At 63.5% G+C, this 23,554-nt stretch carries 26 protein-coding genes and 1 pseudogene; 16 read left to right on the top strand and 11 right to left on the bottom strand.

Annotated elements, in window-relative coordinates:
• Positions 1 to 36 precede the first annotated feature (36 nt).
• Complete coding sequence (locus CFR79_RS12735) at positions 37 to 1,416, top strand: alpha,alpha-trehalose-phosphate synthase (UDP-forming) (protein WP_102324466.1); 1,380 nt, start codon at positions 37 to 39, stop codon at positions 1,414 to 1,416.
• A gap of 51 nt (positions 1,417 to 1,467) precedes the next feature.
• The gene (locus CFR79_RS12730) at positions 1,468 to 3,306 is read left to right on the top strand and encodes an ABC-F family ATP-binding cassette domain-containing protein (RefSeq protein ID WP_110548138.1); all 1,839 of its coding nucleotides are present in this window, start codon (positions 1,468 to 1,470) and stop codon (positions 3,304 to 3,306) included.
• Here the strand turns inward: CFR79_RS12730 and CFR79_RS12725 are convergent.
• On the bottom strand, positions 3,294 to 4,292 hold the full coding sequence (locus tag CFR79_RS12725) for a Gfo/Idh/MocA family protein (RefSeq protein WP_110548137.1): 999 nt from the start codon (positions 4,290 to 4,292) through the stop codon (positions 3,294 to 3,296). The two genes, CFR79_RS12730 and CFR79_RS12725, sit on opposite strands and share 13 nt — an antisense overlap.
• A complete protein-coding gene (locus CFR79_RS15945; RefSeq protein ID WP_162900383.1) occupies positions 4,292 to 4,456 on the bottom strand; it encodes a hypothetical protein in 165 nt (54 codons plus the stop codon). The genes CFR79_RS12725 and CFR79_RS15945 overlap by 1 nt, the downstream gene beginning before the upstream one ends.
• Before the next feature lie 99 nt (positions 4,457 to 4,555).
• Here CFR79_RS15945 and secD point away from each other — a divergent pair, with 99 nt between their 5' ends.
• Together secD and secF are read left to right on the top strand one after the other, a co-directional pair.
• Complete coding sequence (gene secD / locus CFR79_RS12715; RefSeq protein WP_110548136.1) at positions 4,556 to 6,106, top strand: protein translocase subunit SecD; 1,551 nt, start codon at positions 4,556 to 4,558, stop codon at positions 6,104 to 6,106.
• Positions 6,107 to 6,119: 13 nt separating this feature from the next.
• Positions 6,120 to 7,073 (top strand): protein translocase subunit SecF, encoded by a 954-nt coding sequence (gene secF, locus CFR79_RS12710; protein ID WP_102324811.1) that lies wholly within the window; start codon positions 6,120 to 6,122, stop codon positions 7,071 to 7,073.
• A gap of 44 nt (positions 7,074 to 7,117) precedes the next feature.
• Here the strand turns inward: secF and CFR79_RS12705 are convergent, their stop codons facing one another.
• Positions 7,118 to 7,585 carry a hypothetical protein gene (locus tag CFR79_RS12705; protein ID WP_110548135.1) on the bottom strand — a complete coding sequence of 156 codons (468 nt, stop codon included), beginning with the start codon at positions 7,583 to 7,585 and terminating at the stop codon, positions 7,118 to 7,120.
• Positions 7,586 to 7,712: 127 nt separating this feature from the next.
• The gene (mscL, locus tag CFR79_RS12700; protein ID WP_102324471.1) at positions 7,713 to 8,225 is read right to left on the bottom strand and encodes a large conductance mechanosensitive channel protein MscL; all 513 of its coding nucleotides are present in this window, start codon (positions 8,223 to 8,225) and stop codon (positions 7,713 to 7,715) included.
• Positions 8,226 to 8,476: 251 nt separating this feature from the next.
• Here mscL and rpmE point away from each other — a divergent pair, with 251 nt between their 5' ends.
• The 3 genes from rpmE to CFR79_RS12685 all read left to right on the top strand — a co-directional run bounded on the left by rpmE (position 8,477) and on the right by CFR79_RS12685 (position 10,281).
• Entirely contained in the window at positions 8,477 to 8,707 is a 231-nt protein-coding gene (gene rpmE / locus CFR79_RS12695; protein ID WP_102324473.1) for a 50S ribosomal protein L31, read from the top strand.
• 188 nt (positions 8,708 to 8,895) lie between these two features.
• Positions 8,896 to 9,444 carry an Hsp20 family protein gene (locus CFR79_RS12690; protein WP_102324474.1) on the top strand — a complete coding sequence of 183 codons (549 nt, stop codon included), beginning with the start codon at positions 8,896 to 8,898 and terminating at the stop codon, positions 9,442 to 9,444.
• Between the two features lie 249 nt (positions 9,445 to 9,693).
• Positions 9,694 to 10,281 carry a DUF1013 domain-containing protein gene (locus CFR79_RS12685; RefSeq protein WP_102324475.1) on the top strand — a complete coding sequence of 196 codons (588 nt, stop codon included), beginning with the start codon at positions 9,694 to 9,696 and terminating at the stop codon, positions 10,279 to 10,281.
• A 47-nt stretch (positions 10,282 to 10,328) separates the two neighbouring features.
• Here CFR79_RS12685 and CFR79_RS12680 read toward each other — a convergent pair whose 3' ends face one another.
• On the bottom strand, positions 10,329 to 10,499 hold the full coding sequence (locus CFR79_RS12680) for a YdcH family protein (protein WP_102324476.1): 171 nt from the start codon (positions 10,497 to 10,499) through the stop codon (positions 10,329 to 10,331).
• Positions 10,500 to 10,662: 163 nt separating this feature from the next.
• Here CFR79_RS12680 and CFR79_RS12675 point away from each other — a divergent pair, with 163 nt between their 5' ends.
• From CFR79_RS12675 to CFR79_RS12665, 3 genes are read left to right on the top strand one after another with little or no spacing between them, the layout of a single operon-like run.
• Entirely contained in the window at positions 10,663 to 10,863 is a 201-nt protein-coding gene (locus CFR79_RS12675) for a YdcH family protein (RefSeq protein ID WP_102324477.1), read from the top strand.
• A gap of 23 nt (positions 10,864 to 10,886) precedes the next feature.
• Complete coding sequence (gene purE / locus CFR79_RS12670; protein ID WP_110548134.1) at positions 10,887 to 11,402, top strand: 5-(carboxyamino)imidazole ribonucleotide mutase; 516 nt, start codon at positions 10,887 to 10,889, stop codon at positions 11,400 to 11,402.
• Positions 11,399 to 12,544, top strand: coding sequence for a 5-(carboxyamino)imidazole ribonucleotide synthase (locus CFR79_RS12665; protein WP_110548133.1), 1,146 nt, complete (start codon positions 11,399 to 11,401; stop codon positions 12,542 to 12,544). The genes purE and CFR79_RS12665 overlap by 4 nt, the downstream gene beginning before the upstream one ends.
• On the opposite strand, the gene CFR79_RS12660 is transcribed toward CFR79_RS12665, so the two are convergent.
• Positions 12,541 to 13,212 carry a JAB domain-containing protein gene (locus tag CFR79_RS12660; RefSeq protein WP_110548132.1) on the bottom strand — a complete coding sequence of 224 codons (672 nt, stop codon included), beginning with the start codon at positions 13,210 to 13,212 and terminating at the stop codon, positions 12,541 to 12,543. The two genes, CFR79_RS12665 and CFR79_RS12660, sit on opposite strands and share 4 nt — an antisense overlap.
• 83 nt (positions 13,213 to 13,295) lie before the next feature.
• Between CFR79_RS12660 and CFR79_RS12655 the strand changes: the two genes are divergently transcribed.
• A complete protein-coding gene (locus tag CFR79_RS12655; protein WP_102324481.1) occupies positions 13,296 to 13,988 on the top strand; it encodes an HAD hydrolase-like protein in 693 nt (230 codons plus the stop codon).
• Here the strand turns inward: CFR79_RS12655 and CFR79_RS12650 are convergent.
• Complete coding sequence (locus CFR79_RS12650) at positions 13,985 to 14,686, bottom strand: JAB domain-containing protein (protein WP_258373590.1); 702 nt, start codon at positions 14,684 to 14,686, stop codon at positions 13,985 to 13,987. The genes CFR79_RS12655 and CFR79_RS12650 overlap by 4 nt on opposite strands.
• Positions 14,687 to 14,774: 88 nt before the next feature.
• On the opposite strand from CFR79_RS12650, the gene CFR79_RS12645 reads away from it, so the two are divergent.
• From CFR79_RS12645 to CFR79_RS12625, 5 genes are all read left to right on the top strand, one after another.
• The gene (locus CFR79_RS12645; protein WP_110548131.1) at positions 14,775 to 16,988 is read left to right on the top strand and encodes an ATP-dependent helicase; all 2,214 of its coding nucleotides are present in this window, start codon (positions 14,775 to 14,777) and stop codon (positions 16,986 to 16,988) included.
• A complete protein-coding gene (locus tag CFR79_RS12640; RefSeq protein WP_102324483.1) occupies positions 16,989 to 17,891 on the top strand; it encodes a 50S ribosomal protein L11 methyltransferase in 903 nt (300 codons plus the stop codon).
• Positions 17,884 to 18,402 carry a GNAT family N-acetyltransferase gene (locus CFR79_RS12635; protein ID WP_110548130.1) on the top strand — a complete coding sequence of 173 codons (519 nt, stop codon included), beginning with the start codon at positions 17,884 to 17,886 and terminating at the stop codon, positions 18,400 to 18,402. The genes CFR79_RS12640 and CFR79_RS12635 overlap by 8 nt, the downstream gene beginning before the upstream one ends.
• A 25-nt stretch (positions 18,403 to 18,427) precedes the next feature.
• Entirely contained in the window at positions 18,428 to 20,200 is a 1,773-nt protein-coding gene (locus CFR79_RS12630; RefSeq protein ID WP_110548129.1) for an aminopeptidase P family protein, read from the top strand.
• 172 nt (positions 20,201 to 20,372) lie between these two features.
• The gene (locus tag CFR79_RS12625; RefSeq protein ID WP_102324486.1) at positions 20,373 to 21,401 is read left to right on the top strand and encodes an isocitrate/isopropylmalate dehydrogenase family protein; all 1,029 of its coding nucleotides are present in this window, start codon (positions 20,373 to 20,375) and stop codon (positions 21,399 to 21,401) included.
• 100 nt (positions 21,402 to 21,501) lie between these two features.
• Here CFR79_RS12625 and uraH read toward each other — a convergent pair whose 3' ends face one another.
• The 4 genes and pseudogenes from uraH to CFR79_RS12605 form a co-directional block, all read right to left on the bottom strand.
• Positions 21,502 to 21,858: a hydroxyisourate hydrolase gene (gene uraH / locus CFR79_RS12620; RefSeq protein ID WP_102324487.1), complete on the bottom strand. Its 357-nt coding sequence runs from the start codon at positions 21,856 to 21,858 to the stop codon at positions 21,502 to 21,504.
• Entirely contained in the window at positions 21,855 to 22,382 is a 528-nt protein-coding gene (gene uraD / locus CFR79_RS12615; protein ID WP_371207132.1) for a 2-oxo-4-hydroxy-4-carboxy-5-ureidoimidazoline decarboxylase, read from the bottom strand. The genes uraH and uraD overlap by 4 nt, the downstream gene beginning before the upstream one ends.
• Positions 22,379 to 23,287, bottom strand: coding sequence for an allantoinase PuuE (gene puuE / locus CFR79_RS12610; protein ID WP_110548128.1), 909 nt, complete (start codon positions 23,285 to 23,287; stop codon positions 22,379 to 22,381). The genes uraD and puuE overlap by 4 nt, the downstream gene beginning before the upstream one ends.
• A 20-nt stretch (positions 23,288 to 23,307) precedes the next feature.
• Positions 23,308 to 23,554, bottom strand: a pseudogene (locus CFR79_RS12605) (alanine--glyoxylate aminotransferase family protein); the annotation flags it as partial.

The following is a 23,554-nucleotide window of genomic DNA, read 5'->3' as shown; positions in this document are numbered from 1 at the left end:
CTGTCCCCTACATGACAGGGCACGAAAGAGGGCAGAATGAAACGGCTGGTCATTGTCTCCAATCGCGTTCCCGTTCCCAAGGAGGGCCTGCGCCCCGGCGGGCTTGCGGTTGTGCTGAAGGACCTGCTGGCGCGCAAGGGCGGCCTGTGGTTCGGCTGGAACGGCGCGTGTCACCCCGATGCGGCGCACCTGCCACCGGAAATCCAGAAGGCCGAGGGCGTCGAATACGCCACAATCGGCCTTACCCCCGCCGAATACCGCAATTATTACACCGGCTTTTCAAATTCCACGTTATGGCCGCTCATGCACTCGCTCCCCGAATGCATCCATTTCGAACGGCGCGAACTGGCCAGTTACCGGTCGGTCAATGAACGGTTCTGTGAAAACCTGCTGCCGCTGCTGCGCGCGGAAGATGTGATCTGGATACACGATTACCATCTTCTGCCACTCGCGGCCCTGCTGCGCCGCCACGGTGTACGTCAGCCCATCGGCTTTTTCCTCCATACCCCCTTTCCCGCGCCCGACATGCTGGCCACCGCCCCCGATGGCGGCACCTTCCTGCGTGACCTGCTCAAGGCGGACCTGCTTGGCTTCCAGACCGCGGATGACACGGCCAATTTCATATTCGCCGCAAGCCGCACCGCAGGCGCGGTAACAGTGGATGACACCACCCTGCTGTTCGAGGGGCACAAGGTGCGCGTGGGCACCTTCCCCGTTGAAATCGATCCGCAGACATTTGCCGCAACCGCAGCGGCGGCCATGGAGCATGAAGACCTGCACCGCCTTGCGGGCTCGCTGGCCGGGCGCAGGCTTGTCTTTGGCGTGGACCGCATGGACCCGACCAAGGGGCTGGATCACCGGCTGGCCGGGTATGAACGGCTGCTGCACACCTATCCCGCACGGCAGCGGCAGGTCACTTTCCTGCAGATCGCAGCCGAAAGCCGGACCGACGTACCCAGCTATCAGGCCCTGCGCAACAGGCTGGAACACCAGATCGGCCAGCTCAACGCCCATTGCGGGCAGGCGGACTGGACGCCACTGCGGTTTCTTACGCGCGGCAGCCCCCGCTCCACCGTGGCGGGTTACATGCGCCTGGCCGATATCGGCTATATTACGCCCCTGCGCGATGGCATGAATCTGGTCGCCAAGGAGTTCATCGCGGCACAGGACCCGGAAAATCCGGGCGTGCTGGTGCTTTCCCGTCTGGCCGGGGCGGCAAAACAGCTTGAGGCCGCCCTGCTGGTCAATCCGCTGGACCATGATGGCATGGCCGATGCGCTGGAACGCGCACTGGCCATGTCCCTTGCCGAACGGCGCGAACGCTGGCAGGCCTGCTGGGACAGCATCGCCAGCCATACGGCGCTGGGCTGGGGACTGTCCTTTCTCGATCTCCTTCACAAGACCACGGAAGCCTGACCCACCCACACTGACCTTGCACACGGGGCGGTAGTGGAGACATAAGCGGGAATGGCCTCTCCTCCCCTTCTTCTCCTTCAGGATATTACCCTGACCCTCGGCGGTGCGCCGCTGCTCAATGGCGCGGGCTTTGGCGTGGGACCGGGCGAACGCATCTGCCTTGTCGGTCGCAATGGCTGCGGCAAGTCCACCCTGCTGCGCATCGCGGCGGGTGAGATACAGGCCGATGACGGCACCCGCTTCGTCCAGCCCGGCACCACCATGCGCTATCTGCCGCAGGAACCCGACCTGTCCGGCTTCGCCACCACGCTGGATTACGTGCGTGCGGGCATGGGGCCGGGGGACCCGGAATACCGGGCGGAACTGCTGCTGACCGAACTGGGCCTGAACGGCACGGAAGACCCGTCCACGCTGTCGGGCGGGGAAGCGCGGCGCTGCGCGCTGGCGCGCGCACTCGCACCCGAGCCTGACCTGCTGCTGCTGGACGAACCCACCAACCATCTGGACATGCCCACCATTGAATGGCTGGAACGCGAACTGCTTTCGCTGTCCTCCGCCATGGTGATCATCAGCCATGACCGGCGACTGCTCCAGACGCTTTCGCGCTCCGTCGTCTGGCTTGATCGTGGTGTCACCCGCAGGCTGGATCAGGGCTTCGCGCGTTTCGAGACATGGCGCGAGGAAGTGCTGGAACAGGAAGAGCGCGACAGCCACAAGCTCGACCGCCAGATCGCGCGTGAAGAAGACTGGATGCGCTACGGCGTGACCGCGCGCCGCAAGCGCAACGTCCGCCGCGTGGCCGAACTGGCCACCCTGCGCCAGAACCGGCGCACTGCCATCCGTCCGCAGGGCGGCCTGAAGATGGAAGCACGGGAAAGCGACCTGTCGGGCAAGCTTGTCGCCGTGGCGGAAGATGTCTGCCGTGCCTATGACCCGGCGCATCCGGTGGTGCGCGATCTGGACCTGCGCGTCCTGCGCGGGGACCGGCTGGGCATCGTTGGCGCCAATGGCGCGGGCAAGAGTACCCTGCTGCGTCTGCTGACGGGGCAGGACCAGCCTGATTCGGGCACGATCAATATCGGCAGCGCCCTGTCCGTGGTTACACTGGACCAGCAGCGCCGCACGCTCGACCCCAACGCCACCCTGTCCGATACGCTGACCGGCGGTGGCGGCGACATGGTGCAGGTCGGCACCGAAAAACGCCATGTCATCGGTTACATGAAGGACTTCCTGTTCCGTCCCGAACAGGCGCGCACGCCTGTCGGCGTGCTGTCTGGCGGGGAACGCGGGCGGCTCATGCTGGCCTGCGCGCTGGCCCAGCCATCCAACCTGCTGGTACTGGATGAGCCGACCAACGATCTTGATCTGGAAACGCTCGACCTACTGCAGGACATGCTGGCCAGCTATTCCGGCACGGTGCTGCTGGTCAGCCATGACCGTGATTTTCTGGACCGGGTGGCCTCTTCCATCCTGATGGCGGAAGGTGGCGGCAGGTGGCTGGAATATGCTGGCGGCTACAGCGACATGCTGGCCCAGCGCCGCGATACCACGCTGGCCGCGCGACCGAGGCAGGACCGTGTGGACGCGCCCTCCGCCACTCCCGCTGCCACGACCGATGTCACGCCGCCCCCTTCACCACGCCAGCCCGCGCGTAAACTGTCCTACAAGGACAAGCTGGCGCTGGAACGGCTGCCGGGCCAGATGGAATCGCTGGAGGCAGAAATCGAACGGCTGCGCGCCATTCTGGCCGATCCGGGCCTGTATGCGCGCGACGCCGCCGCCTTTGCCGCCGCGACAGGCGCGCTGGAAAAAGCGCAGGCGGACCTGACGGCGGCGGAAGAGCGCTGGCTGGAACTGGAAATGCTGCGCGAGACGCTTCAGTCGTCCTGACCGGGGGGAATGATCAGGCCCGATGCCTCCATCCGCGCGCGGGTGGCGGCGATCCCCTGCGTTACGGCCAGCGCCGCCGCAAGCGCGCGGCGGCCTGCCGTGGCATCGACCAGAACGGGCGCGCCATCAAGGCACGATGCGGCGAAGGCGGCATGTTCGGCAGCAAGGGTGTCATGATCGCGCCATGTGACGGATTCGCGCCGGAACCCGCCAGTGCCCGGCAGCGGCAGGCCACGTTCGCGCCCGATCATGGTCAGTTCGCGTTTGACGAAATCCGCTGACAGATAGCCTTCCTGCGAAAAGACGCGCATCCGCCGCTCGGTCTTGAGGGAAATGCGGCTGGCGGCAATGGTGGCGACACATCCGTTTTCAAAACGCACGCGGGCATTGGCGATATCCTCGAACGGGGAACTGACAGCCGCCCCCAGCGCATCGACGCTTTCAATCGGGCTGTCCACAATCGCCAGGACCAGATCAAGGTCATGGATCATGAGGTCAAGAATGACCGAAACATCCGTACCGCGCGGCTTGTAGGGTGCGATGCGCGTGGCCTCGATATAAAGCGGGCGGGAAATGCGTTCCGTAATGGCGCGGTGTTCGGCGGAATAACGCAGCAGATGCCCGACCTGCAGCACGACTGCGTGCCGGCGGGCCAGTTGCGCCAGTTCGTCCGCCTGTTCCAGTGTCGCCGCCATGGGTTTTTCAACCAGCACATGCCGTCCCGCCGCCAGCGCCTGCCGTGCAAGGTCAAAGTGATGGTCCGCCGGGGCCGCCACGATAATCGCATCCGAACACGCCAGCAGGTCGGGATAGGACAGGACGGGCGCGCCCCCGGCCTCCGCCGCCACCTGTGCCGCGCGCCGGTGATCGGGATCATGGATGCCCGACAGGATTTCACGCGGGGAGGAAGCAACCTTCAGCGCGTGGAAGCGGCCAAAATGCCCGGCCCCCACAATTCCGATGCGTAACTGGCGCGCTGTTCCCATTACCGTGCTTCCTGCCTGTCATGTTCCTGACTGACCGATAGCAGCCGCCATGTCCCCCGCCCACCCCCGGCAGGGGCAGACGTGCCGGGGGCGGCCATGCGAATGCGGCAAAACGGCAACGGCCATGCGCCACACCAAGCATCAGCGGTTGCATCATCGGCCATGGACCGGCATGTTCCCGCACTGAAATTCGCATATGAGACACTGACCATGCCGGACAAGGAAACCGGCTCTGCCGGGCGTAGGGAGCTCTCCATCAAGTCATGATGTATTACAGTCGGCTCAGAATGGCTTCGGTCATTGGCATATGTCTGATCGGGCTGGCGCTGTGCCTGCCCAATGTCATCCGCCAGCCCGTCCCGTCCCTCCCTTGGCGCCAGATCCATCTGGGCCTTGACCTGCGGGGCGGTTCATACCTGCTGCTGCAGGTGGACATGAACAGCGTCGCCGCCGACAGGCTGCGCGGGCTGCAGGATGAAACACGCCAGACCCTGCTCAAGGCCGGTCTGGGGTATCGCAACCTCACCACCACCGCGCGCGGCGTCACCTTCACCCCCCGCGCACCGGAGGAGGCAGCGCAGGACCTCAAGGCCCTGCGCGCGATGCCCATGAACGTACCGGGGGAGTTCAGCGTCAATCAGGGTGAAGGTGGCCAGATCACCATCGCCCTGTCGCCAGATGCCGCCCGCCAGCGCGCATATGACGCCGTTACCCAGTCCATCGAGATCGTGCGCCGCCGTATTGACGCGACGGGTGCCATCGACCCGGAAATCACCCGTCAGGGCGAAGACCGGATCATCGTGGAACTGCCCGGCATCAGCGATCCAGAGCGGGTCAAGAAGCTGCTGGGCACCACAGCCAAGATGACATTCCATCTGGTGTCCGATTCCGCCATCGGTTCCGCCGTTCCCCCGCCGGGCGTGGAAATGGTGCCGATGAGCGACGGACAGGGCACGCTGCCGGTCTTCACCCATGTTGATGTGGACGGCGCGGACCTGACCAACGCCAGTGCTGCGATCGACCAGCAGAGTGGCGAATGGGCGGTGAACTTCACCTTCGATTCGACGGGCGCGCAGGAATTCGGCGCGGTCACGCGCGCCAATGTGGGCAAACGCTTCGCCATCGTGCTGGATAACAAGGTGATCGAGGCCCCGGTCATCCGCACCGCCATTACCGGCGGCAATGGCCAGATCACCGGCAGCTTCACCGCCCAGCAGGCCACCGACATCGCCCTGCTGCTGCGCGCGGGCGCACTGCCCGCCCCCCTGAACGTAATCGAGCAGCGTTCCATCGGACCGTCGCTCGGTGCTGATTCGATCCGCGCGGGCGGCTACAGCCTTGCTGCGGGATTCGTGCTGGTGATCGCGTTCATGGCGCTGTTCTATGGGCGGTTCGGCTGGTACGCCAACATCGCCCTGCTGGCCAATCTGGTGCTGATGACGGCCATCCTGTCCCTGTTCGAGGCCACGCTGACCCTGCCGGGCATGGCGGGCATGCTGCTGACCCTGGGCATGGCGGTGGACGCCAACATCCTGATCAATGAACGCATCCGCGAGGAAGTCGCCCGCGGGCGCAGCGCATTGCAGGCCATGCAGGCCGGTTTCGAGCGCGCGACCTCCACCATCGTGGACAGTAACGCCACCGCGCTGCTGGCGCATGTGATGCTGTTCGTTTTCGGAACAGGCCCGGTGCGCGGTTTCGCGCTGACGATCACCATCGGTATCGTGACCACCCTGTTCACCACCCTTCTTCTATCCCGGATGCTGATGGTGCGCTGGTATGCCCGCACACGCCCCAGCACCCTGCCGGTCTGAGGCGCGCTGAATGATGTTTGATCGTCCCCTTCTGCGGTTTGTGCCCAACGGCACCAGAATCAACTTCATGCGCGGCCGCTTCATCGGCCTTGCAACATCGGCGGTGCTGTCCATCGCCTCGCTGATCCTGTTCTTCCATCCCGGCCTTACGCTGGGGCTGGATTTCCGGGGCGGCATCGTGGTGGAAGCCCGCACGCAGGGACCGGCGGATTTCAACGCCATCCGCGCAGCCCTTGCGGCCCAGCATGTGGCGGCGGCAGGCGTGCAGTCCTTTGGCGGCCCGGATGACGTGCTGATCCGCCTCGACACCCCGCCCGCAAGCGAACCCGACCATGAAGCCCGCACGCAGGCACTGGTCGATTCGGTCCGGCACGCCATCACCACCCTGCCCGGCGCGCAGGTGCTGCGGGCGGATGCGGTGGGGGCTTCGGTTTCGGCTGAACTGTTCCGCAACGGCATGCTGGCCCTAGGGCTCAGCCTGCTCATGATCCTAGCCTATATCTGGTTCCGCTTTGAATGGGAGTTCGCGGTCAGCGCGGTGGTGACGCTGGTGCTGGACCTGACCAAGGCCATCGGCTTCCTTGTCCTGACGCATTTCGAATTCGATCTGGTGATGGTGGCGGCAATCCTGACCATTCTGGGCTATTCCACCAACGACAAGGTGGTGGTCTATGACCGCGTGCGTGAAAACCTGCGCAAATACCGGACCATGCCGCTGGCGGAACTGATCGACCTGTCAATCAACGAAACCCTCAGCCGCACGCTGGGCACGTCATCGACCGTGTTCCTTGCCGCCCTGCCGCTGGCGCTGTTTGGCGGGGCCAGCCTGTCGGGGTTCGCATGGGTCATGCTGTTCGGGATTGTGGTGGGGACGTCCTCCTCCATCTTCATCGCAGCACCGATCCTGCTGCTGCTGGGAGAAAAGCGCCTGCGCCGGGATGCCCGTCCGCCTGCACGCACGTCCTGACGGACCCTTTTGCCCGCACCGAACAGGGTGCGGGTCCATGTCTTCTATCGGGGCCTTCTATCGGGGGCGGGATCTGTCGCTTGCGGCGGGACCTGCCCCTTTGTCATTGGGACCGGGGGCGCCATTGTATCGGGGATGCAGCGTGACAGCACCGCACCGTTCAGCGTGCTCGGGTCCGGCTGATTGCTGCACGCCACCATCAGGGCCACCGCCATCTCCACATTATGCCGCGCCCGGCGCGACGGCTTGAGCAGCGCCGTCATGAGCATCCGCTTGCCGTATTTGAGCGAGACCGCCATGTCATACACCTGCTGTCCCGACAGGCCGCCATCCTGCAGGCGGCTGACCAGACCGCCTTCCGCCATGAAATAGGACGAAATCAGCAGGTAGTCCTGCGCCGGCGGGGGCAGGCCGGACAGTTCCTGCCGTGGCGCGGCCTGACAGCCGGCCAGAAGGCCAGCCGCCGCGCACGCCAGCAGACCGCGGCGAACATATCGAACAAAATCAGTCATAAGGCTGTCACCCTAACACACCGGAGGATATTGGGCAGTCACGTCATCCGGACAAGGGCAGGTCGGTAAGGCAAAAAAAAGACGGGGCCCGATCCCGGGCACCCGCCTTGCAGTCCGATGATAAGGATCAGACCGTGGTGGAACCGGTCGGCTTCTGCGCGGCGTCCGCCTTCAGCACCTCAAGAATCTCCTGAAGCAGCACTTCGTTGCGCGGGGGCGCAGCGGGGGCGGCGGGCTTCTCGGCCTCTTTCTTCACCGTCAGGCGGTTGATGGCCTTCACGACCCAGAAAATGACGAAGCCGATGATGACAAACTGGATCACCGCGTTAAGGAACAGCCCGATATTGATCGTAACCGCGCCAGCCTTCTGTGCATCGGCCAGGGTTGCGAGATGCGGACCGCGCAGGGTGATGAACAGGTTCGTAAAATCGATACCGCCGATCAGCAGCCCCAGAACCGGGGTGAACACATCCTTGACCAGGCTGTTCACGATGGCGGTAAACGCGGCACCCACAATCACACCAACGGCAAGGTCAACCACATTGCCGCGCATGAGAAACGAACGGAATTCGCCCAGCCAGCCCGGCATATGAATGTCCTTGACGTGCAGTTCAGGTACGTGATCCGGCAGCTTTGCCATTGTTACCAATCCTTTGTTTTAAAGAAGACCTCTCAGGTCTAGCAATGTCATGACATCATGACGACTGAATATCGCCAGTCTTCCTTTCCATTTCCTCAACCTGATGCAACGCGGTAACACTGGACCCGATAAGCTAGGAATCGAGCTTTTTCGCCATCGGGTGTTGATCTTGCCATCCCTTGTCGTCTATACGCCTGCCCACATAACGCCCCCGGTCGGCATCGGTGGGCCCAGCGTGAAAGTTAGTTGAAATGAAATCCGGCATCCACCCCGACTACCACGAAATCAACATCATCATGACCGATGGCACCGAGTACACCACCCGTTCCTGCTACGGGAAGCCCGGTGATACGCTGCGTCTGGACATCGACCCGAAGTCCCATCCGGCCTGGACCGGCGTGCAGCGCATGATGGACACCGGGGGCCAGGTTGCGAAGTTCAACAAGAAGTTCGGTGCACTGGGCCAGCGCAAGAAGGGCTGATCGCACGCGCCTCCACCAGACACAGTCTGCTGTTGCCGGAAATGCCCGGTCCCTTGAACGGGGGGCCGGGCATTCCCATGTCTGGACTACGCGGATGCCCATGTGGGTCCGCATATCATTCCGACATCATGGTCCGCTCGACCGAGGGACCACAACGCAGCAGACCTTGCATCATGGAGGTTTCAGTCATGGCTTACGACTTCGCGCCGCTGTTCCGCAGCGCCATCGGATTTGACCGTCTGGCCCAGCTTGTCGATACGGCGGCACAGAACCCGGTCAGTTCATCCTACCCCCCCTATAACATCGAAAAACTGTCCGACGCGCAGTACACGCTGACGATGGCCGTGGCCGGTTTTGGCCCCGATGACATCGAACTGACCGTGCAGGACAATACCCTCATCGTAGCAGGACGCGTGGGCGAACCGGCGCAGGAGCGCGAAATGCTGTATCGCGGCATCGCCACGCGCGCATTTGAACGCCGCTTCGTGCTGGCGGATCATGTCGTGGTGGAAAAGGCGGACCTGACGAACGGGCTGCTGCGCATCGCCGTGCGCCAGATCGTGCCTGAAGCCCTCAAGCCGCGCCGCATCCCCATTTCATCGGGCAGAAGCGTGACGGGACAGGACGCAACAGCCGAAGCCCGGACCGAAGCGGTCGAGACGCAGCCCGAAGGGATCGCGCCCCATGTGGCGGCGGCGGCCTGCGCTTCACCGCCGGTGGCTGGCTGCGCACTGTAATCCATCACCATCTGCAACAGCGGGGGCGGGCCAGTGGTCCGCCCCCGTTTTTATCGGGATGAAACATTCCCCGCGAACCGATTGAAGTCTTGACCTTTACCGCCCGCAACCTTCATATCACTTCCACGAGTGTTTTCTGTTTCTGGCGCGCCAGCAGGTACGCACGGTCCCCGCTTCGGGATGGGACCGGTTCAAACACCCTTTCAGGTGCCTGCGTGTGGCGCCACACGCTGTAGGACCTGACTGATAATGACTGCCCTGCCCCTGATGCCCAAGGCAACCGCCGTGTGGCTTATTGAAAAGACGGCGCTGACGTTTACCCAGATTGCCGAATTCTGCGGAATGCACCCCCTGGAAGTACAGGCGATCGCCGATGGGGAAGTGGCGCAGGGAATCGTGGGTTATGACCCGATTGCCAACCACCAGCTTACGCAGGCGGAAATCGACCGTTGCGAAAAAGATCCTGAGTCCCGTCTCAAGATCCTGCCGCCCGCCAACCCGATCAACCGTCGCTCCAAGGGCGCGCGTTATACGCCAGTCGCCAAGCGCAATGACCGCCCTGACGCGATCGCGTTCATCCTGCGCAACTTCCCGCAATTGTCTGAACAGCAGACGAGCAAGCTGCTCGGCACGACCAAGGACACCATTGAAAAGGTGCGCACCAAGCAGCACTGGAACAGTCCCAACATCAAGCCGCGCGACCCGGTAACGCTGGGCCTGTGCAGCCAGACGGACCTGAACGCCATGGTGGCGGCCGCCAATGAACGCCTTGCGCGTGAAGGTCAGGCCGTCCCGCCGCCGCTGGAACTTGATGACGACGGCGAGAACGGCATCTGACCTGACAGGTCATGGCCGCCCGGCACCACCGGGCGGCCTGTTTCCTGTCAGCCCAGTCTGACGAGGCGTTCGATTTCTTCCTTGAGACGCAGCTTTTCAAGCTTGAGCCGCCGGATGGCGACTTCATCGGGTGAAGGTCTGCGATCTTCATCAAAAATGCGGGCATCAAGCCGCGCATGGCGTGATTTGAGGCTGTTGATACGCGCTTCGTACGACATGGAACCCTCCAGCGTCTTTGCTACGACCCGATCAGGCTAGACCAGACCGCCCGGCAAATTCCATGCTAAAATTGCAGGCCAAGTGGCCGCACGTCTGGCATTTCGCCTTTTGGCGCGGATATGCTTAGGATAGTGACCATGTCCACCTAACAGACGAGCCGCCATGCTGACAGACCGGGATACCCTCCTTCGCAAGCTGCACGAACTGCGCAGTGAACATCGCGACCTTGATACGGTCATCAATCGCATGGCGTTGGCGCTGACGGACCAACTGCAACTGCAACGGCTGAAAAAGCGCAAGCTTCTGCTGAAGGATGAGATCACATGGCTGGAAAGCCGTCTGATCCCCGACAGCATCGCCTGAATACCTGACGAGAGTTACCAAACGTGAGCCAGCCCCCCCTTCCGTCCCCCGGTACACAGGCCCCGCGCGTCGGGCTGATCATGGGCAGCCAGTCCGACTGGGAAACCATGCACCACGCCGCCAGCGTGCTGGAAAAGCTGGGCATTGCGCATGAAGTGCGCATCGTATCCGCCCATCGTACCCCCGACCGGCTGGCGGATTATGCCAAAACGGCGCAGGGGCGTGGCCTGTCGGTCATTATCGCGGGCGCGGGCGGGGCTGCTCACCTGCCGGGCATGTGCGCGGCATGGACCGCGCTGCCGGTTCTGGGCGTGCCGGTCGAATCCCACGCGCTCAAGGGCATGGACAGCCTGCTGTCGATCGTGCAGATGCCCGGTGGCATCCCCGTGGGCACGCTGGCGATCGGCAAGGCGGGAGCGACCAATGCCGCCCTGCTGGCCGCCTCCATCCTTGCCCTGTCCGACCCGGCGCTGGGCACGCGGCTGGCTGCATGGCGGGCGGCACAGACTGCGGCGGTGGCGGAAGAACCCGTTCGATGAGCGCGCTTCCTCCCGGTTCCATCCTTGGCATTGTCGGTGGCGGCCAGCTTGGCCGCATGTCGGCCATCGCGGCGGCACGCCTTGGCTACCGCGCCCATATCCTGACACAGGAAGCCGATGGTCCGGCGGCACAGGTTGCCCATGCGGTGACACTGGGCCGGTATGACGACCATGACGCCCTGCGCCGCTTCGCCGATGCAGTGGATGTCATCACCTTCGAATTTGAAAATATCAGCGCTGACGGGCTGGACCTGCTGTCCAGCATCCGCCCGGTCCATCCCGCCGGTCGTATCCTGCGTATCAGTCAGGACCGCATCGCTGAAAAAACCTTCATGGCGGAAAACGACATTCCGGTGGCGCCATGGCGGGGGGTGCATGACCGTGCCGATCTGGACATGGCGGCGGAAGAACTGGGCTATCCCTTCATCCTCAAGACCACGCGCCTTGGTTATGATGGGAAGGGACAGGCCCGCATTCACGACGCATCGGAACTGGACGCCGCATTCGACAGTCTGCGCCCCCATCCGCTGGTTGCGGAAGGAATGGTGCATTTCGCCTGTGAAGTCAGCGTTATGGTCGCACGGAACGAACGGGGCGAGATCACGACGTTCGACGTGACGGAAAACCGCCATCGCAACGGCATTCTGGACCTGAGCCTTGCCCCGGCCCGCATTTCCCCTGCCCTTGCGGCGCAGGCGGTTGACCTCGCAAGGCGTATTGCAGGTGCGTTGGGCCTGATCGGATTGCTGGGCGTGGAGATGTTTGTCGACCGCGATGGCAGCCTGCGCGTGAACGAAATCGCGCCCCGCCCGCATAATTCCGGCCACTGGACCATGAATGCCTGCCCCGTGGACCAGTTCGAGATGCATGTCCGCGCCGTAACCAACCAGCCCCTGCCCCCTGCGATCCGCCATAGTGACGCAGTGATGAAAAACCTGATCGGGCCGGATGACATGGCGCTGTGGCCGCAGATCATGGCGGCTCCGCGCCTGCTGGCCCACCATTACGGCAAGGCCGAAGCACGTCCGGGCCGCAAGATGGGACATGTGAACGTGCTGTTTCCCCATGGCAGCCTGCCGGGCGAATTCGGTGTTGAAGCAGCCTTGGGCCCGCTGGCCACCGCAGCGGACAACGCCGCCTAGGTAATCAGCCCCATGGCCCGGAAGCTGTGGACGCGGCCATTTCCGACAATGATGTGATCGTGCACCGTAACCCGCATGAGCCGGCCAAGCTGCACGATCCGCATTGTCATCTCGATATCCGCCCCTGATGGCTCCGGCCTGCCCGCCGGGTGATTATGCGCCAGCACCAGTTTCGCGGCCCCCAGTTTCAGGGCGCGGCGCATGATTTCACGCGGGTAGACGGGGGAATGGTTGACCGTGCCGGTGCCCATCAGGTCATCTGCCAGCAGGCGGAAATGCTCATCCAGAAACATTACGCGGAACTGTTCGACCACTTCATGGCCCATGCAGGCCTGAAGATAGGCCACCAGCCCGTCCTGCCCCGACAGCATATCCATCCGCCGCACCCGGCTGCGATACAGCCGCAGCGCCAGTTCACGCACCACGGCCAGAAAAGGCGGTAACGCGGTTTCACGCCCCGCCATTTCATCCAGCGCCCCCACATGCGCCGACAGCGCCATGCCCGCCGACCCGAAACGCGCCAGCAGGCTGGCCGCAAGGCGGTCGGGCGCGGGATGGCCTGTATCGAGCGTGCGGATCAGGTCACGCAGGAAGACAAGGTCTGCCGCATGGCTGATTGCGCCATCCACCTGCGGCTGTCGGGCCTGCGCCGTGGCGTTATCGGGCAAAATGGTGGCTTCTCAACAATTTCAGGACAAATCCCGCATGGATGGTGCATGATGCCCGCAGGACAAGGAGCTTTTGAACCTGCATGATTTTTCAGAAATCCCATACCGTACTCTTTGATCTGGATGGAACCATCGTGCGCTCACGCGATGGCATAGTGGACTCCATCCACGCCCTGCTGCGCGACCTGGGGCATGAACCCGACATGTCCATGGACCTGACATGGGTGGTCGGGCCGCCGCTGGAAGAACTGATCGGTCATGTTCTGGCCCATTATGGCGATGACCGGGTGCAGGAGGCCATGGCCCTGTATCGCAAGCATTACGAATCGGAAGGCATGCACAAAAGCCCCGTATTCGACCATATGCGCAACGTGATCGAGACCCTGTCCGCCGAAGGCGTGCGGCTGTTCATCGCCACGTCCAAGCCGCGCCACCTTGCGCGCAAGATCCTGCACCTGCGCAATCTCGTGCAGTATTTCGATGGCCTGTCCGGCGCACGGGCGGATGACAGCGGGGCGGAAAAGCCGGAACTGATCGCCTCCCTCCTGCGCGAACATGATGTCAGGCGCGAGGATGCACTTATGATCGGCGACCGGCGGTTCGACATAAGCGGCGCCCATGCCAACCATGTCCGTGCACTGGGGGTATTATGGGGTTATGGCTCGCGTGAGGAACTGACCGAAGCCGGTGCGGACGCACTGGTCAGCCAGCCCTCCGAACTGCTGGACGCCATCCGCCAGCAGTTTGCCGCAGCCGAAGCCCATCCGCACCGTTAGGCCGTGATGGAGGGATGCATGCTGACTGTCTTCCCTCCGCCCCGGACCAGACAGTCCTGAAACGTGATCCCCAGCAGGCGGGCGTGGGTGTGCAGCATGCGCAGGAAGCGCAGGTCGCCCGCACATCCCTCTGCCGGGGGTGTCTGCGGGCCAAGATCACGCACAGCGACAAGGGATACCGCGTGCAGTTCCAGCGCGCGGGCCAGCACGGCACGACACATATCCGCAGCCCCTCCGTCCATGACCAGTTCATCGGCCAGCATGTGTCGCGCGGAATCGAGATGGAACATCCGCACCCCATTGCGGTTACGATCCGGATCGGGCAGCCGGTCGCAATAGTCCAGCACCGCCACCATATCGGTAAAAATCACCTGCCCGCGCGGGTCGCCATGGGCCAGCCGGGACGCAACCTGCGCCGGACAGGCCAGAACCGCGATCCCGCGCGGTCCCAGCCCCGCCGCCCGCAGGGCATCGGGGGCTGTATCCAGCACGGCTTCCAGACTACCGAAATGCGCCAGCAGCGCCTTGGCCTGCGGCTTGGTATCGCGCCGGGGCACGGCGGCGAACAGCAGCACCTCCAGCAGTTCGTAATCAGCCAGTGACGCCGCCCCCGCCGTGCGTATCCGCACGCGCATGCGGGCACGATGTCCCCCCGGCCCCGTTCCACCCGCATGTTTCGTGGCAGGTGCCTGCTTCACCGCTTTTTTCCCGTCATGTCCCGTCCTGTTGCGGCGTAATTGATAGCATTGGTTCCCCCACGCGGGGATTGCTATAGAAGATAGCGTGATGGACAGCCTTATCCCAACCGGCCGCGAGCCGGACTACCTCAGCCGTCTCAATCCCGAACAGCGGGACGCGATCGAGACTACGGATGGCCCGCTACTGGTCCTTGCCGGTGCAGGCACGGGCAAGACGCGGGTGCTGACCACGCGGTTCGCGCATATCCTGCTGTCGGGCCGCGCCCGACCGAACCAGATCCTTGCCGTGACCTTCACCAACAAGGCCGCGCGCGAGATGCGCGAACGTGTCAGCGCCCTGATGGGCGAACCGGCGGAAGGGCTGTGGCTGGGCACGTTCCATGCGCTGTGTGCGCGCATGCTGCGCCGCCACGCGGAATATGTTGGCCTGACCAGCAGCTTCACCATTCTGGATACGGACGACCAGCTACGGCTGCTCAAGCAGGTGCTCGAACCCTACCGCATCGACACAAAACGCTGGCCGCCACAGGCGATAATGGGCGTGATCCAGCGGTGGAAGGACCGCGGGCTTGTGCCCGACGCCATTACGGCGGCGGAGGATACGGATTTCGCCAACGGGCGCTGTGCCGAAATCTATACCGATTACCAGTCCCGGCTGCGCCAGATTAATGCCTGCGATTTTGGCGACCTGATGCTGCACATGACGGAAATCCTGCGCAGACAGCCCGATGTGCTGGCGCAGTATCACCGTTTCTTCCGCTACATCCTGGTGGACGAATATCAGGACACCAACACCATCCAGTACCTGTGGCTGCGCCTGCTGGCCCACCGGGGGGACCAGCCATCGAACATCTGCTGCGTGGGTGATGATGACCAGTCCATCTATTCATGGCGCGGGGCGGAGGTGGAAAACATCCTGCGTTTCGAACGCGACTTTCCCGGCGCACGGGTTGTGCGGCTGGAGCGGAATTACCGTTCCACCCGGCAGATACTGGCTGCGGCATCGGGCCTGATCGCCCATAACGAGGAACGGCTGGGCAAGACGCTGCATCCGGGGCGAGAGGATGCGGAAGGCGAGAAGGTCCGCGTCATTTCCGTGCAGGACTCGGACGACGAGGCCCGCATGGTCGGCACCGAGATCGAACGCCTGCGCGCCGATGGCCACCCGATGGCGGAAATCGCCATCCTTGTCCGCGCCGGTTTCCAGACCCGCGCGTTCGAGGAACGGCTGATAACCCTCGGCCTGCCCTACCGCGTGGTCGGCGGCCTGCGTTTTTATGAACGCGCCGAAATCCGCGACGCCATCGCCTATATGCGCGTCATCAACCAGCCATCGGATGATCTGGCGTTTGAACGCATCATCAACGTGCCCCGCCGCGGCGTGGGCACGACGGGGCTGCAGAAAATGCACATGCATGCCCGCGCACGCGAAATCCCGCTGACCGCAGCCGTACTGGACCTTCTGGCGCAGGGAGAGATCAAGGGCCGGGCGAAAGAGCAGTTGACCGCCCTCATGCAGACCCTTGCCGCCACGCGCGAAATGCTGGGGCGCGAAGGGCATGTCGTCGCCATCGACCACCTGCTGGAGGAAAGCGGGTATGTGGACATGTGGAAGGCGGACAAATCCCCCGACGCGCCGGGCCGGCTGGAAAACCTGAAGGAACTGGTCCGTTCGCTGGCGGATTATGAAACCCTCAGCGGATTTCTCGAACACGTCGCCCTTGTCATGGATACGGAAGACCGGTCCGGTCAGGACAGCATGAGCATCATGACCCTGCACGGCGCGAAGGGACTGGAATTCGACACCGTCTTCCTGCCGGGATGGGAGGAAGGGGTCTTTCCTTCCCAGCGCACGCTGGATGAAGGCGGCCTCAAGGGACTGGAGGAGGAACGCCGTCTTGCCTATGTCGGCATCACGCGCGCGCGCCGCAGGGCCATCATAAGCCACGCCGCCAACCGCCGCATCTACGGCAACTGGCAATCCGCCATTCCCAGCCGCTTTGTGGAGGAACTGCCCGCCGAACACATCGAAAGCACCGGCGATACGGCCAACAGCCGCCGCAGCTTCCTCGGCCGCCCCGCCGTGTTTGGCAGTTCGCCCTTCCCGCTGGTAGCGTCACGGCGCGTGCATGACATCACGCCCAAACCCGCCGCAACGTCGGGCATGAAGGTGGGGGTGCGTGTGTTTCACCAGAAATTCGGCTACGGCACCATTACCTCGGTCGAGGGAAACCGGCTGGAAGTCGCCTTTGAAAAAGCAGGCCCCAAGCGGGTGATCGATACATTTGTTGAGCAGGTATAAATGAGCCTTTCCCCCCGGCGTCACGCCACCGAACTGGAAACCATATCGGTCACGGTCCCGCCTGAAGCGGTCGAAGCCTATGAATCCGCCCTGTCCACCGTCTGCACCACCATCGGCATTTTCGAGGTGGACGACAACCAGACCCAGTGGCGTGTGGAAGGGGTCAAGGATATTGGCAACGGGGAGGAAGAACTCCGCGCCGCCCTGCTGGTGGCTGGCCTGACCACGGGCGTCGATGCCGAACTCGAACGCAGCCACACGGAATCCGAAGGCTGGCTTGCCCGCACTTACGAAGCCTTTCCCGAACAGCTTGCAGGCCGACGCTTCGCCATACGCGGCACGCATCTGGAACAGGCGGGACGGCCTCAGCGCATCACCATAACCCTGGACGCGGGCGTCGCTTTCGGCTCAGGCGAACACGGTTCGACACGCGGCTGCCTGCGCGCGCTAGAACTGGTCGCCTATCGCCAGCCGCGCCGTATCCTCGATCTGGGATGTGGTTCGGGCATCCTGGCCATGGCGGCGGCGGCCCTGCTGCACCGGCCCGTTCTGGCGACCGACATCGATCCGTGGTCCGTGCGCGTAACCCGTCGCAATGCCGCGATGAACGGGCTGGGCAATCTGGTGGACTGCCATCTGGGCAATGGCTGGGCCACTCCCGCCATCCGACACCATGCGCCCTATGATCTGGTCTTCGCCAATATCCTTGCCCGCCCGCTGTGCAGCATGGCGGCCGATCTTGCGCGTAACCTGCTGCCCGGCGGCACGGCCATACTGGCTGGCCTGCTCAATACGCAGGTGCGCATGGTGCTGGCCGCCCATCGCCGCCATGGTCTGGTCCTTGAGCGCCATCTGCGCGAGGGAGACTGGGGCACACTGATCCTGCGCAAACCCCATGGCTGACAGACCCGCCCTGCTGATCCGCGACGCAACGGACGCGGACATTCCGGCGATTGTCGAAATCGTCAATCACGCCATCCGCAACAGCACCACCATGTGGGAAACCAACGAAACCACGGTAGCCGCGCGGCTGGAATGGCTGCATTCCAGTCAGGCCAGCGGCTATCCGGTTCTGGTGGCGGAAATGCCCGATGGCAGTGTTGCGGGATACAGTAGCTGGAAAATGTTCCGGCCATTTTCTGGCTACATCCATACGGTCGAACATTCGGTCTATATCGCGCCCGCCTACAAGCGGCAGGGCATTGGCAGCGCGCTGCTGCAGGCGCTGTGTGACCGGGCGATGGCGGAAAACGTGCATGTCATGGTGGGGGGCATTACCTCCACCAATGTCGCGTCACGCCTGCTGCATGAACGCTTTGGCTTCCAGCACGGGGGCCTGATACCCGAATGCGGCACCAAATTCGGCCGATGGATGGACCTGCTGTTCATGTATCGCATCATGTCGCATTCCTGATTTCACCACGCACGAGGATCATTCCATGTCACTGGCCAGTAACCGCCTTGACGCGCTGCGCGCCGTCCTGAAGCAGATGGGTGCGGACGGTTTTGTCCTGCCGCGCGGCGATGAACATCTGGGGGAATATGTCGCGCCCTGCGCGGAACGCCTGGCGTGGCTGACCGGATTTACCGGCAGCGCCGGGCTGGCGGCGGTGCTGCCCGACCGCGCGGCGGTATTTTCGGATGGGCGCTACATCACCCAGATGGACCAGCAGGTGGACGCAGCGGCGTGGGAGCGCCAGCATCTGCGCGATACACCACCCGCCACATGGCTGGCCCGCCACGGCAGCAGCAGGCGAATCGGCTACGATCCGCGCCTGATCAGCGAAAGCGCGCTGCGTCCGTTCCTTGATGCCGGACTGGATATGGTTGCCCTGCCCGCCAATCCGGTGGACGCGATCTGGACCGACCGTCCTGCGGCCCCCTGCACCCCCTGCGTACCGCAGCCCGAGGAATGGGCCGGACAGTCCAGCCGCGACAAGCGCGAACGCATTGCCAGTGACCTGCGCGACGGGGGCGAGAGCGCGCTGGTGCTGAGCGATCCGGCCTCCATCGCGTGGCTGCTCAATATCCGCGGGCGCGATGTGCCCTTTACGCCGCTCAGCCTGTGTTTCGCCATCGTGCATGATGATGCGCGCGTGACCCTGCTGATCGACCCGGCCAAGCTGTCAGACCAGACCCGGCAGTGGCTGGGCGATGATGTCACCATCCAGCCCCCCACCGCACTGGAAGACACGCTGCGCGCCCTTGCCCCCGCCCGCGTGCAGGTGGACCCGGCCAGCAACGCCATCTGGTTCATGCAGATACTCGAACACGCCGGCGCGACCATAATCCGCAAGGGCGATCCGTGCCTGCTGCCCAAGGCGATCAAGAACCCCGTGGAACAGGAAGGCAGCCGCCGCGCCCACCTGACGGATGGCATGGCCATGTGCCGTTTCCTGCACTGGCTGGATGAAAACGCGACGCGCACGGCGGAGCTTGAAGCAACGATCCAGCTTGACCGTTTCCGCGCAGCCTCCCCCGACTACAGGGAGGAAAGCTTCCCCGCCATTTCCGGTTCCGGACCAAACGGGGCCATCATCCATTACCGCGTCACCCCGGAAAGCGACCGCAAGATCAGACCCAACGAGGTCTATCTGATCGACAGCGGCGCGCAGTATCCCTTTGGCACGACCGATATCACGCGCACCATCTGGACCGGCCCCGATGCACCGGACGACGATGTGCGCAATGCGTATACCCGCGTGCTGCGCGGTCACATCGCCCTTGCCCGCGCACGCTTCCCCAAAGGCGTGACCGGACATGCGCTGGATGCGCTGGCGCGTTACGCCCTGTGGGATGGCGGCCTTGATTACGACCATGGCACCGGCCACGGCATCGGCAGCTATCTGTCCGTGCATGAAGGACCGGCCAACATTTCCCCCGTTTTCCGGCCCGTGCAGCTTCAGCCGGGCATGATCCTGTCCAATGAACCGGGCTATTACCGCCCCGGCGCGTTCGGCATACGGCTGGAAAACCTGTTGCTGGTCCAGCCCAGCCCCATCGGGGAGGAAAAGCGCAGCTTCATGGAATTCGAAACCCTGACCCTGGCCCCGTTTGACCGGCGGCTGATTGATACCGCCAGCCTGCAACCCAGCGAGATCGCGTGGCTGGACCAGTATCATGCACGGGTTTTTGAACAGGTCGCGCCACATCTGGATACACCGGCGCGTACATGGCTCACGGCGGCCTGCGCGCCGCTGCACGCCGGATAATGTGACTGCAAAACCACCGCCGCGCGGCGGTGGCCCGATTGTCACATCTGGCCGGGGGGCCTAGGACTTTTAACCAGTTCCGACGGGGCACCCGGCAACGAACCGGGCAAGCCAAGCCGGTGGGCATGCTGAAATAAATTTCAGTAGCAAGTAAAATGGGAGACGTTCGAGAATGTCAGCAGAAAAAACAATTCCCGCCACCCTGATCCCCGGCGATGGGATCGGACCTGAAATTGTCACCTCCGTTACCGAAATTCTGGACACCGTTGGCGCCCCCTTCAAATGGGAAAAGGCCCTTGCCGGCATGGCGGCCCTTGACGCCACCGGCAGCCCGCTGCCCAAGGAAACGATCGAAAGCATCCACCGCACCGGCCTTGCGCTCAAGGGCCCGCTGACGACCCCCGTCGGCGGCGGCTTCAAGTCCATCAACGTCACACTGCGTCAGGAGTTCGGCCTGTTCGCAAATGTGCGCCCCACAAAGACCATCGTGCCCGGCGGCCGGTTCGAGAACATCAACCTCGTCATCTTCCGCGAAAACCTTGAAGGGTATTACGCGGCGATGGAAAACTACATTCCCTGTGGCGGCGACCCGCACGCCATCGCCACCAGCGCGGGCTACACCACGCGCGCGGAATGCAACCGCATTGTCCGTTACGCCTTCGAATACGCGGTCAAGAACAACCGCAAGCGCGTGACCCTGGTGCACAAGGCCAACATCCTGAAGCTGCTGACCGGCCTGTTCCTGGAAGAAGGCCGCAAGGTCGCCAAGGAATATGAAGGCCGCGTGGAAGTGAACGAGCGCATCGTCGATGCCTGCGCCATGCAGCTTGTGACCGATCCGTGGCAGTATGACTGCATCGTCACCACCAACCTGTTCGGCGATATCCTGTCCGACCTGACGGCAGGTCTTGTGGGCGGCCTTGGTCTCGCACCCGGCGCCAACATTGGCGAAAAGGCTGCCGTGTTCGAAGCCGTGCATGGTTCCGCACCCGACATCGCGGGCCAGAACAAGGCCAACCCGACCTCCCTGCTGCTGGCCGCGAACATGATGCTGGCGCATGTGGGCCGTCAGGATCTGGCCACCCGCATCGACAAGGCCATCGAGAAGGTCATCACATCCGGCGCGGTGCGCACGGGCGACCTTGGCGGCAAGGCCAGCACGACCGACCTTACGGCGGCGCTGAAGCAGGCACTGGTCTGATCCAGCCTGCCCCTGCGGCGGCCGGTCCGCCGCAGGATATGAAAAAGGGCCGTGGCAGATCATGCCACGGCCCTTTTTTCATGGATCGCAACGCGGGCTGTCAGCTACCGCGATAGGTCGAGAACCCGTAGGGCGAAACCAGCAGCGGCACATGATAATGGCCGCCCTTCTCCCCCGCCGGAACCTGCGCCATGCCAAAGGCGATGGGCACGACATCAAGGAATGGCGGATCGGACAGCGCCACATCGCGCGCGCGGAAGTAATCAGCCACGGCGAATTCCAGCCGGTAGGACCCTGCCGCCATCTCGCCCGTATGCTGGCTGAGTTCGGGGCAGCGCCCATCCGCGTTGGTTACGCCACGGAACAGGCAGTCCTGCCCCGCCCACAGGCTGATCGCCATCCCGGCGGCAGGTTTGCCGGATACGAGATCAAGGACGTGGGTGGACAGTGTGCTCATGCCTCATGCTCCATCCGCTCAAGCACATCCGCAAGACGGAGTGCTGCGATCTTGTTAATTTCCGCCAGCGCCGTCTGCTGTTCCACTTCCGGCGTGTTTTCCAGCCGTGTCTGTATCCCGTTCAGGATGCCCGCCTTGTCCGACCGGCGCACGCATATGATGAACGGAATACCGAATCTGGCGGCATAAGCATCGTTCAGAGCGCGGAACCGGGTAAATTCTTCCGGTGTCAGCCGGTCCAGCCCGGCGGAAGCCTGTTCGGCGGCGGAAGCGGATGTCAGCGTCGGGTCCACGCCCATGCGCTGCGCCAGTTCGGGATGGGCGCGGATCAGCGCCATCTTTTCCGCGTCATCCGCGCGGTCCAGTTCCGCGCGCATCGCGGCCTGCATGGCCTGCACATCGGCAAAAGGCGCATGGGCGTAGGCACGCTGGGCGATCCAGGGGGAATGTTCATATAGCGGGCCGAACATTTCCACGAACCGCACTGCGGAAAACGCATTCACCCGATCCATCACGCTGCTCATGCCGGGTGTACTTCCTGCCAGTGCCGCGCAATGTCCAGCCGCGTTGCAACCCAGACCTTCTCGCGGGCTGCAATGTAGTCAAGGAAACGCGCCACGGCCCGCGCACGACCGGGACGGCCCGCAACACGGCAATGCAGGCCCACGGACATCATGCGAGGTCTGTCGGCCCCTTCCTCATACAGTTCATCGAAGGTATCGCGCAGGTAGTTGAAGAACTGCTCGCCTTCGGTAAAGCCGTTGAGCGCCACGAACCGCATGTCGTTCACGTCCAGCGTGTAGGGCACGATCAGTTGCGCGCGCCCGTTGCTGCGGTCGTAATAAGGCAGGTCATCGGCGTAGGAATCCGCGTCATAGACAAATCCCCCCTCCTCCGCGATCAGGCGGGCGGTATTAGGACTGGTACGCCCCTGATACCACCCCAGCGGGCGCGAACCGGTCAGCTTCGTATGCAGGGCGATACATTCCGCGATATGCGCGCGTTCCACCGCTTCGGGCACGTTCTGGTAATCGATCCAGCGCAGCCCATGCGATGCGATTTCCCAACCTGCATCCTTCATTGCCGCAACGGCTGCGGGATTGCGCGCCATGGCGGCAGCCACCCCGAACACCGTCAGCGGCTGGCGACGCTGGGTAAAGATGCGGTGCAGGCGCCAGAACCCGGCGCGCGATCCGTATTCATACAGGCTTTCCATCGCGATCGCGCGCGCACCGATGATGGACTGCGCGCCAACCATTTCCGACAGGAACGCTTCCGAGCCACGATCCCCGTGCAGGACCGAATTCTCGGCCCCCTCTTCATAATTGATAACGAACTGGACCGCGATCCGTGCGCCGCCGGGCCATTTTGCATCCGGCGGGTTGCCCGCGTAACCCACAAGGTCACGCGGATAGGCATCTTGCGACATACTGGCGTGATCTCCCTTCATCATGCGCTGTAGGCGGCAAGCGCCGCATCCACGCCTGCGCCCGCGGTAAAGGCATGGCCCTCCTGACGCAGCACGGCTTCGAGCGCGCCGAGGGTGAGCAGCACCTTCGACTTCTCGGCATTGTAGCCCATGGCCCCGATGCGCCAGACCTTGCCCTGCAGCGGGCCGAAGGCGGTGCCGATCTCGATTTCAAAATCCTCGCGCATGCGGCCGCGCACCCGTTCGCCATCGACGCTGGCGGGAATG

It is taken from the genome of Komagataeibacter saccharivorans (assembly GCF_003207825.1).
In the GTDB taxonomy this organism is placed as follows: domain Bacteria; phylum Pseudomonadota; class Alphaproteobacteria; order Acetobacterales; family Acetobacteraceae; genus Komagataeibacter; species Komagataeibacter saccharivorans.
The sequence above is the reverse complement of the archived record's forward strand: the minus strand, read 5'-3'. Positions and strand labels throughout refer to the sequence as shown.

Bases quoted from the DNA above. Each gene is read 5' to 3' on its own strand.
- CFR79_RS12735 (WP_102324466.1), top strand. From the start codon at position 37: ATGAAACGGCTGGTCATTGTCTCCAATCGCGTTCCCGTTCCCAAGGAG.
- CFR79_RS12730 (WP_110548138.1), top strand. From the start codon at position 1,468: ATGGCCTCTCCTCCCCTTCTTCTCCTTCAGGATATTACCCTGACCCTC.
- CFR79_RS12725 (WP_110548137.1), bottom strand. From the start codon at position 4,292: ATGGGAACAGCGCGCCAGTTACGCATCGGAATTGTGGGGGCCGGGCAT.
- CFR79_RS15945 (WP_162900383.1), bottom strand. From the start codon at position 4,456: ATGGCCGATGATGCAACCGCTGATGCTTGGTGTGGCGCATGGCCGTTG.
- secD (WP_110548136.1), top strand. From the start codon at position 4,556: ATGATGTATTACAGTCGGCTCAGAATGGCTTCGGTCATTGGCATATGT.
- secF (WP_102324811.1), top strand. From the start codon at position 6,120: ATGTTTGATCGTCCCCTTCTGCGGTTTGTGCCCAACGGCACCAGAATC.
- CFR79_RS12705 (WP_110548135.1), bottom strand. From the start codon at position 7,585: ATGACTGATTTTGTTCGATATGTTCGCCGCGGTCTGCTGGCGTGCGCG.
- mscL (WP_102324471.1), bottom strand. From the start codon at position 8,225: ATGGCAAAGCTGCCGGATCACGTACCTGAACTGCACGTCAAGGACATT.
- rpmE (WP_102324473.1), top strand. From the start codon at position 8,477: ATGAAATCCGGCATCCACCCCGACTACCACGAAATCAACATCATCATG.
- CFR79_RS12690 (WP_102324474.1), top strand. From the start codon at position 8,896: ATGGCTTACGACTTCGCGCCGCTGTTCCGCAGCGCCATCGGATTTGAC.
- CFR79_RS12685 (WP_102324475.1), top strand. From the start codon at position 9,694: ATGACTGCCCTGCCCCTGATGCCCAAGGCAACCGCCGTGTGGCTTATT.
- CFR79_RS12680 (WP_102324476.1), bottom strand. From the start codon at position 10,499: ATGTCGTACGAAGCGCGTATCAACAGCCTCAAATCACGCCATGCGCGG.
- CFR79_RS12675 (WP_102324477.1), top strand. From the start codon at position 10,663: ATGCTGACAGACCGGGATACCCTCCTTCGCAAGCTGCACGAACTGCGC.
- CFR79_RS12665 (WP_110548133.1), top strand. From the start codon at position 11,399: ATGAGCGCGCTTCCTCCCGGTTCCATCCTTGGCATTGTCGGTGGCGGC.
- CFR79_RS12655 (WP_102324481.1), top strand. From the start codon at position 13,296: ATGATTTTTCAGAAATCCCATACCGTACTCTTTGATCTGGATGGAACC.
- CFR79_RS12645 (WP_110548131.1), top strand. From the start codon at position 14,775: ATGGACAGCCTTATCCCAACCGGCCGCGAGCCGGACTACCTCAGCCGT.
- CFR79_RS12640 (WP_102324483.1), top strand. From the start codon at position 16,989: ATGAGCCTTTCCCCCCGGCGTCACGCCACCGAACTGGAAACCATATCG.
- CFR79_RS12635 (WP_110548130.1), top strand. From the start codon at position 17,884: ATGGCTGACAGACCCGCCCTGCTGATCCGCGACGCAACGGACGCGGAC.
- CFR79_RS12630 (WP_110548129.1), top strand. From the start codon at position 18,428: ATGTCACTGGCCAGTAACCGCCTTGACGCGCTGCGCGCCGTCCTGAAG.
- CFR79_RS12625 (WP_102324486.1), top strand. From the start codon at position 20,373: ATGTCAGCAGAAAAAACAATTCCCGCCACCCTGATCCCCGGCGATGGG.
- uraH (WP_102324487.1), bottom strand. From the start codon at position 21,858: ATGAGCACACTGTCCACCCACGTCCTTGATCTCGTATCCGGCAAACCT.
- uraD (WP_371207132.1), bottom strand. From the start codon at position 22,382: ATGAGCAGCGTGATGGATCGGGTGAATGCGTTTTCCGCAGTGCGGTTC.
- puuE (WP_110548128.1), bottom strand. From the start codon at position 23,287: ATGTCGCAAGATGCCTATCCGCGTGACCTTGTGGGTTACGCGGGCAAC.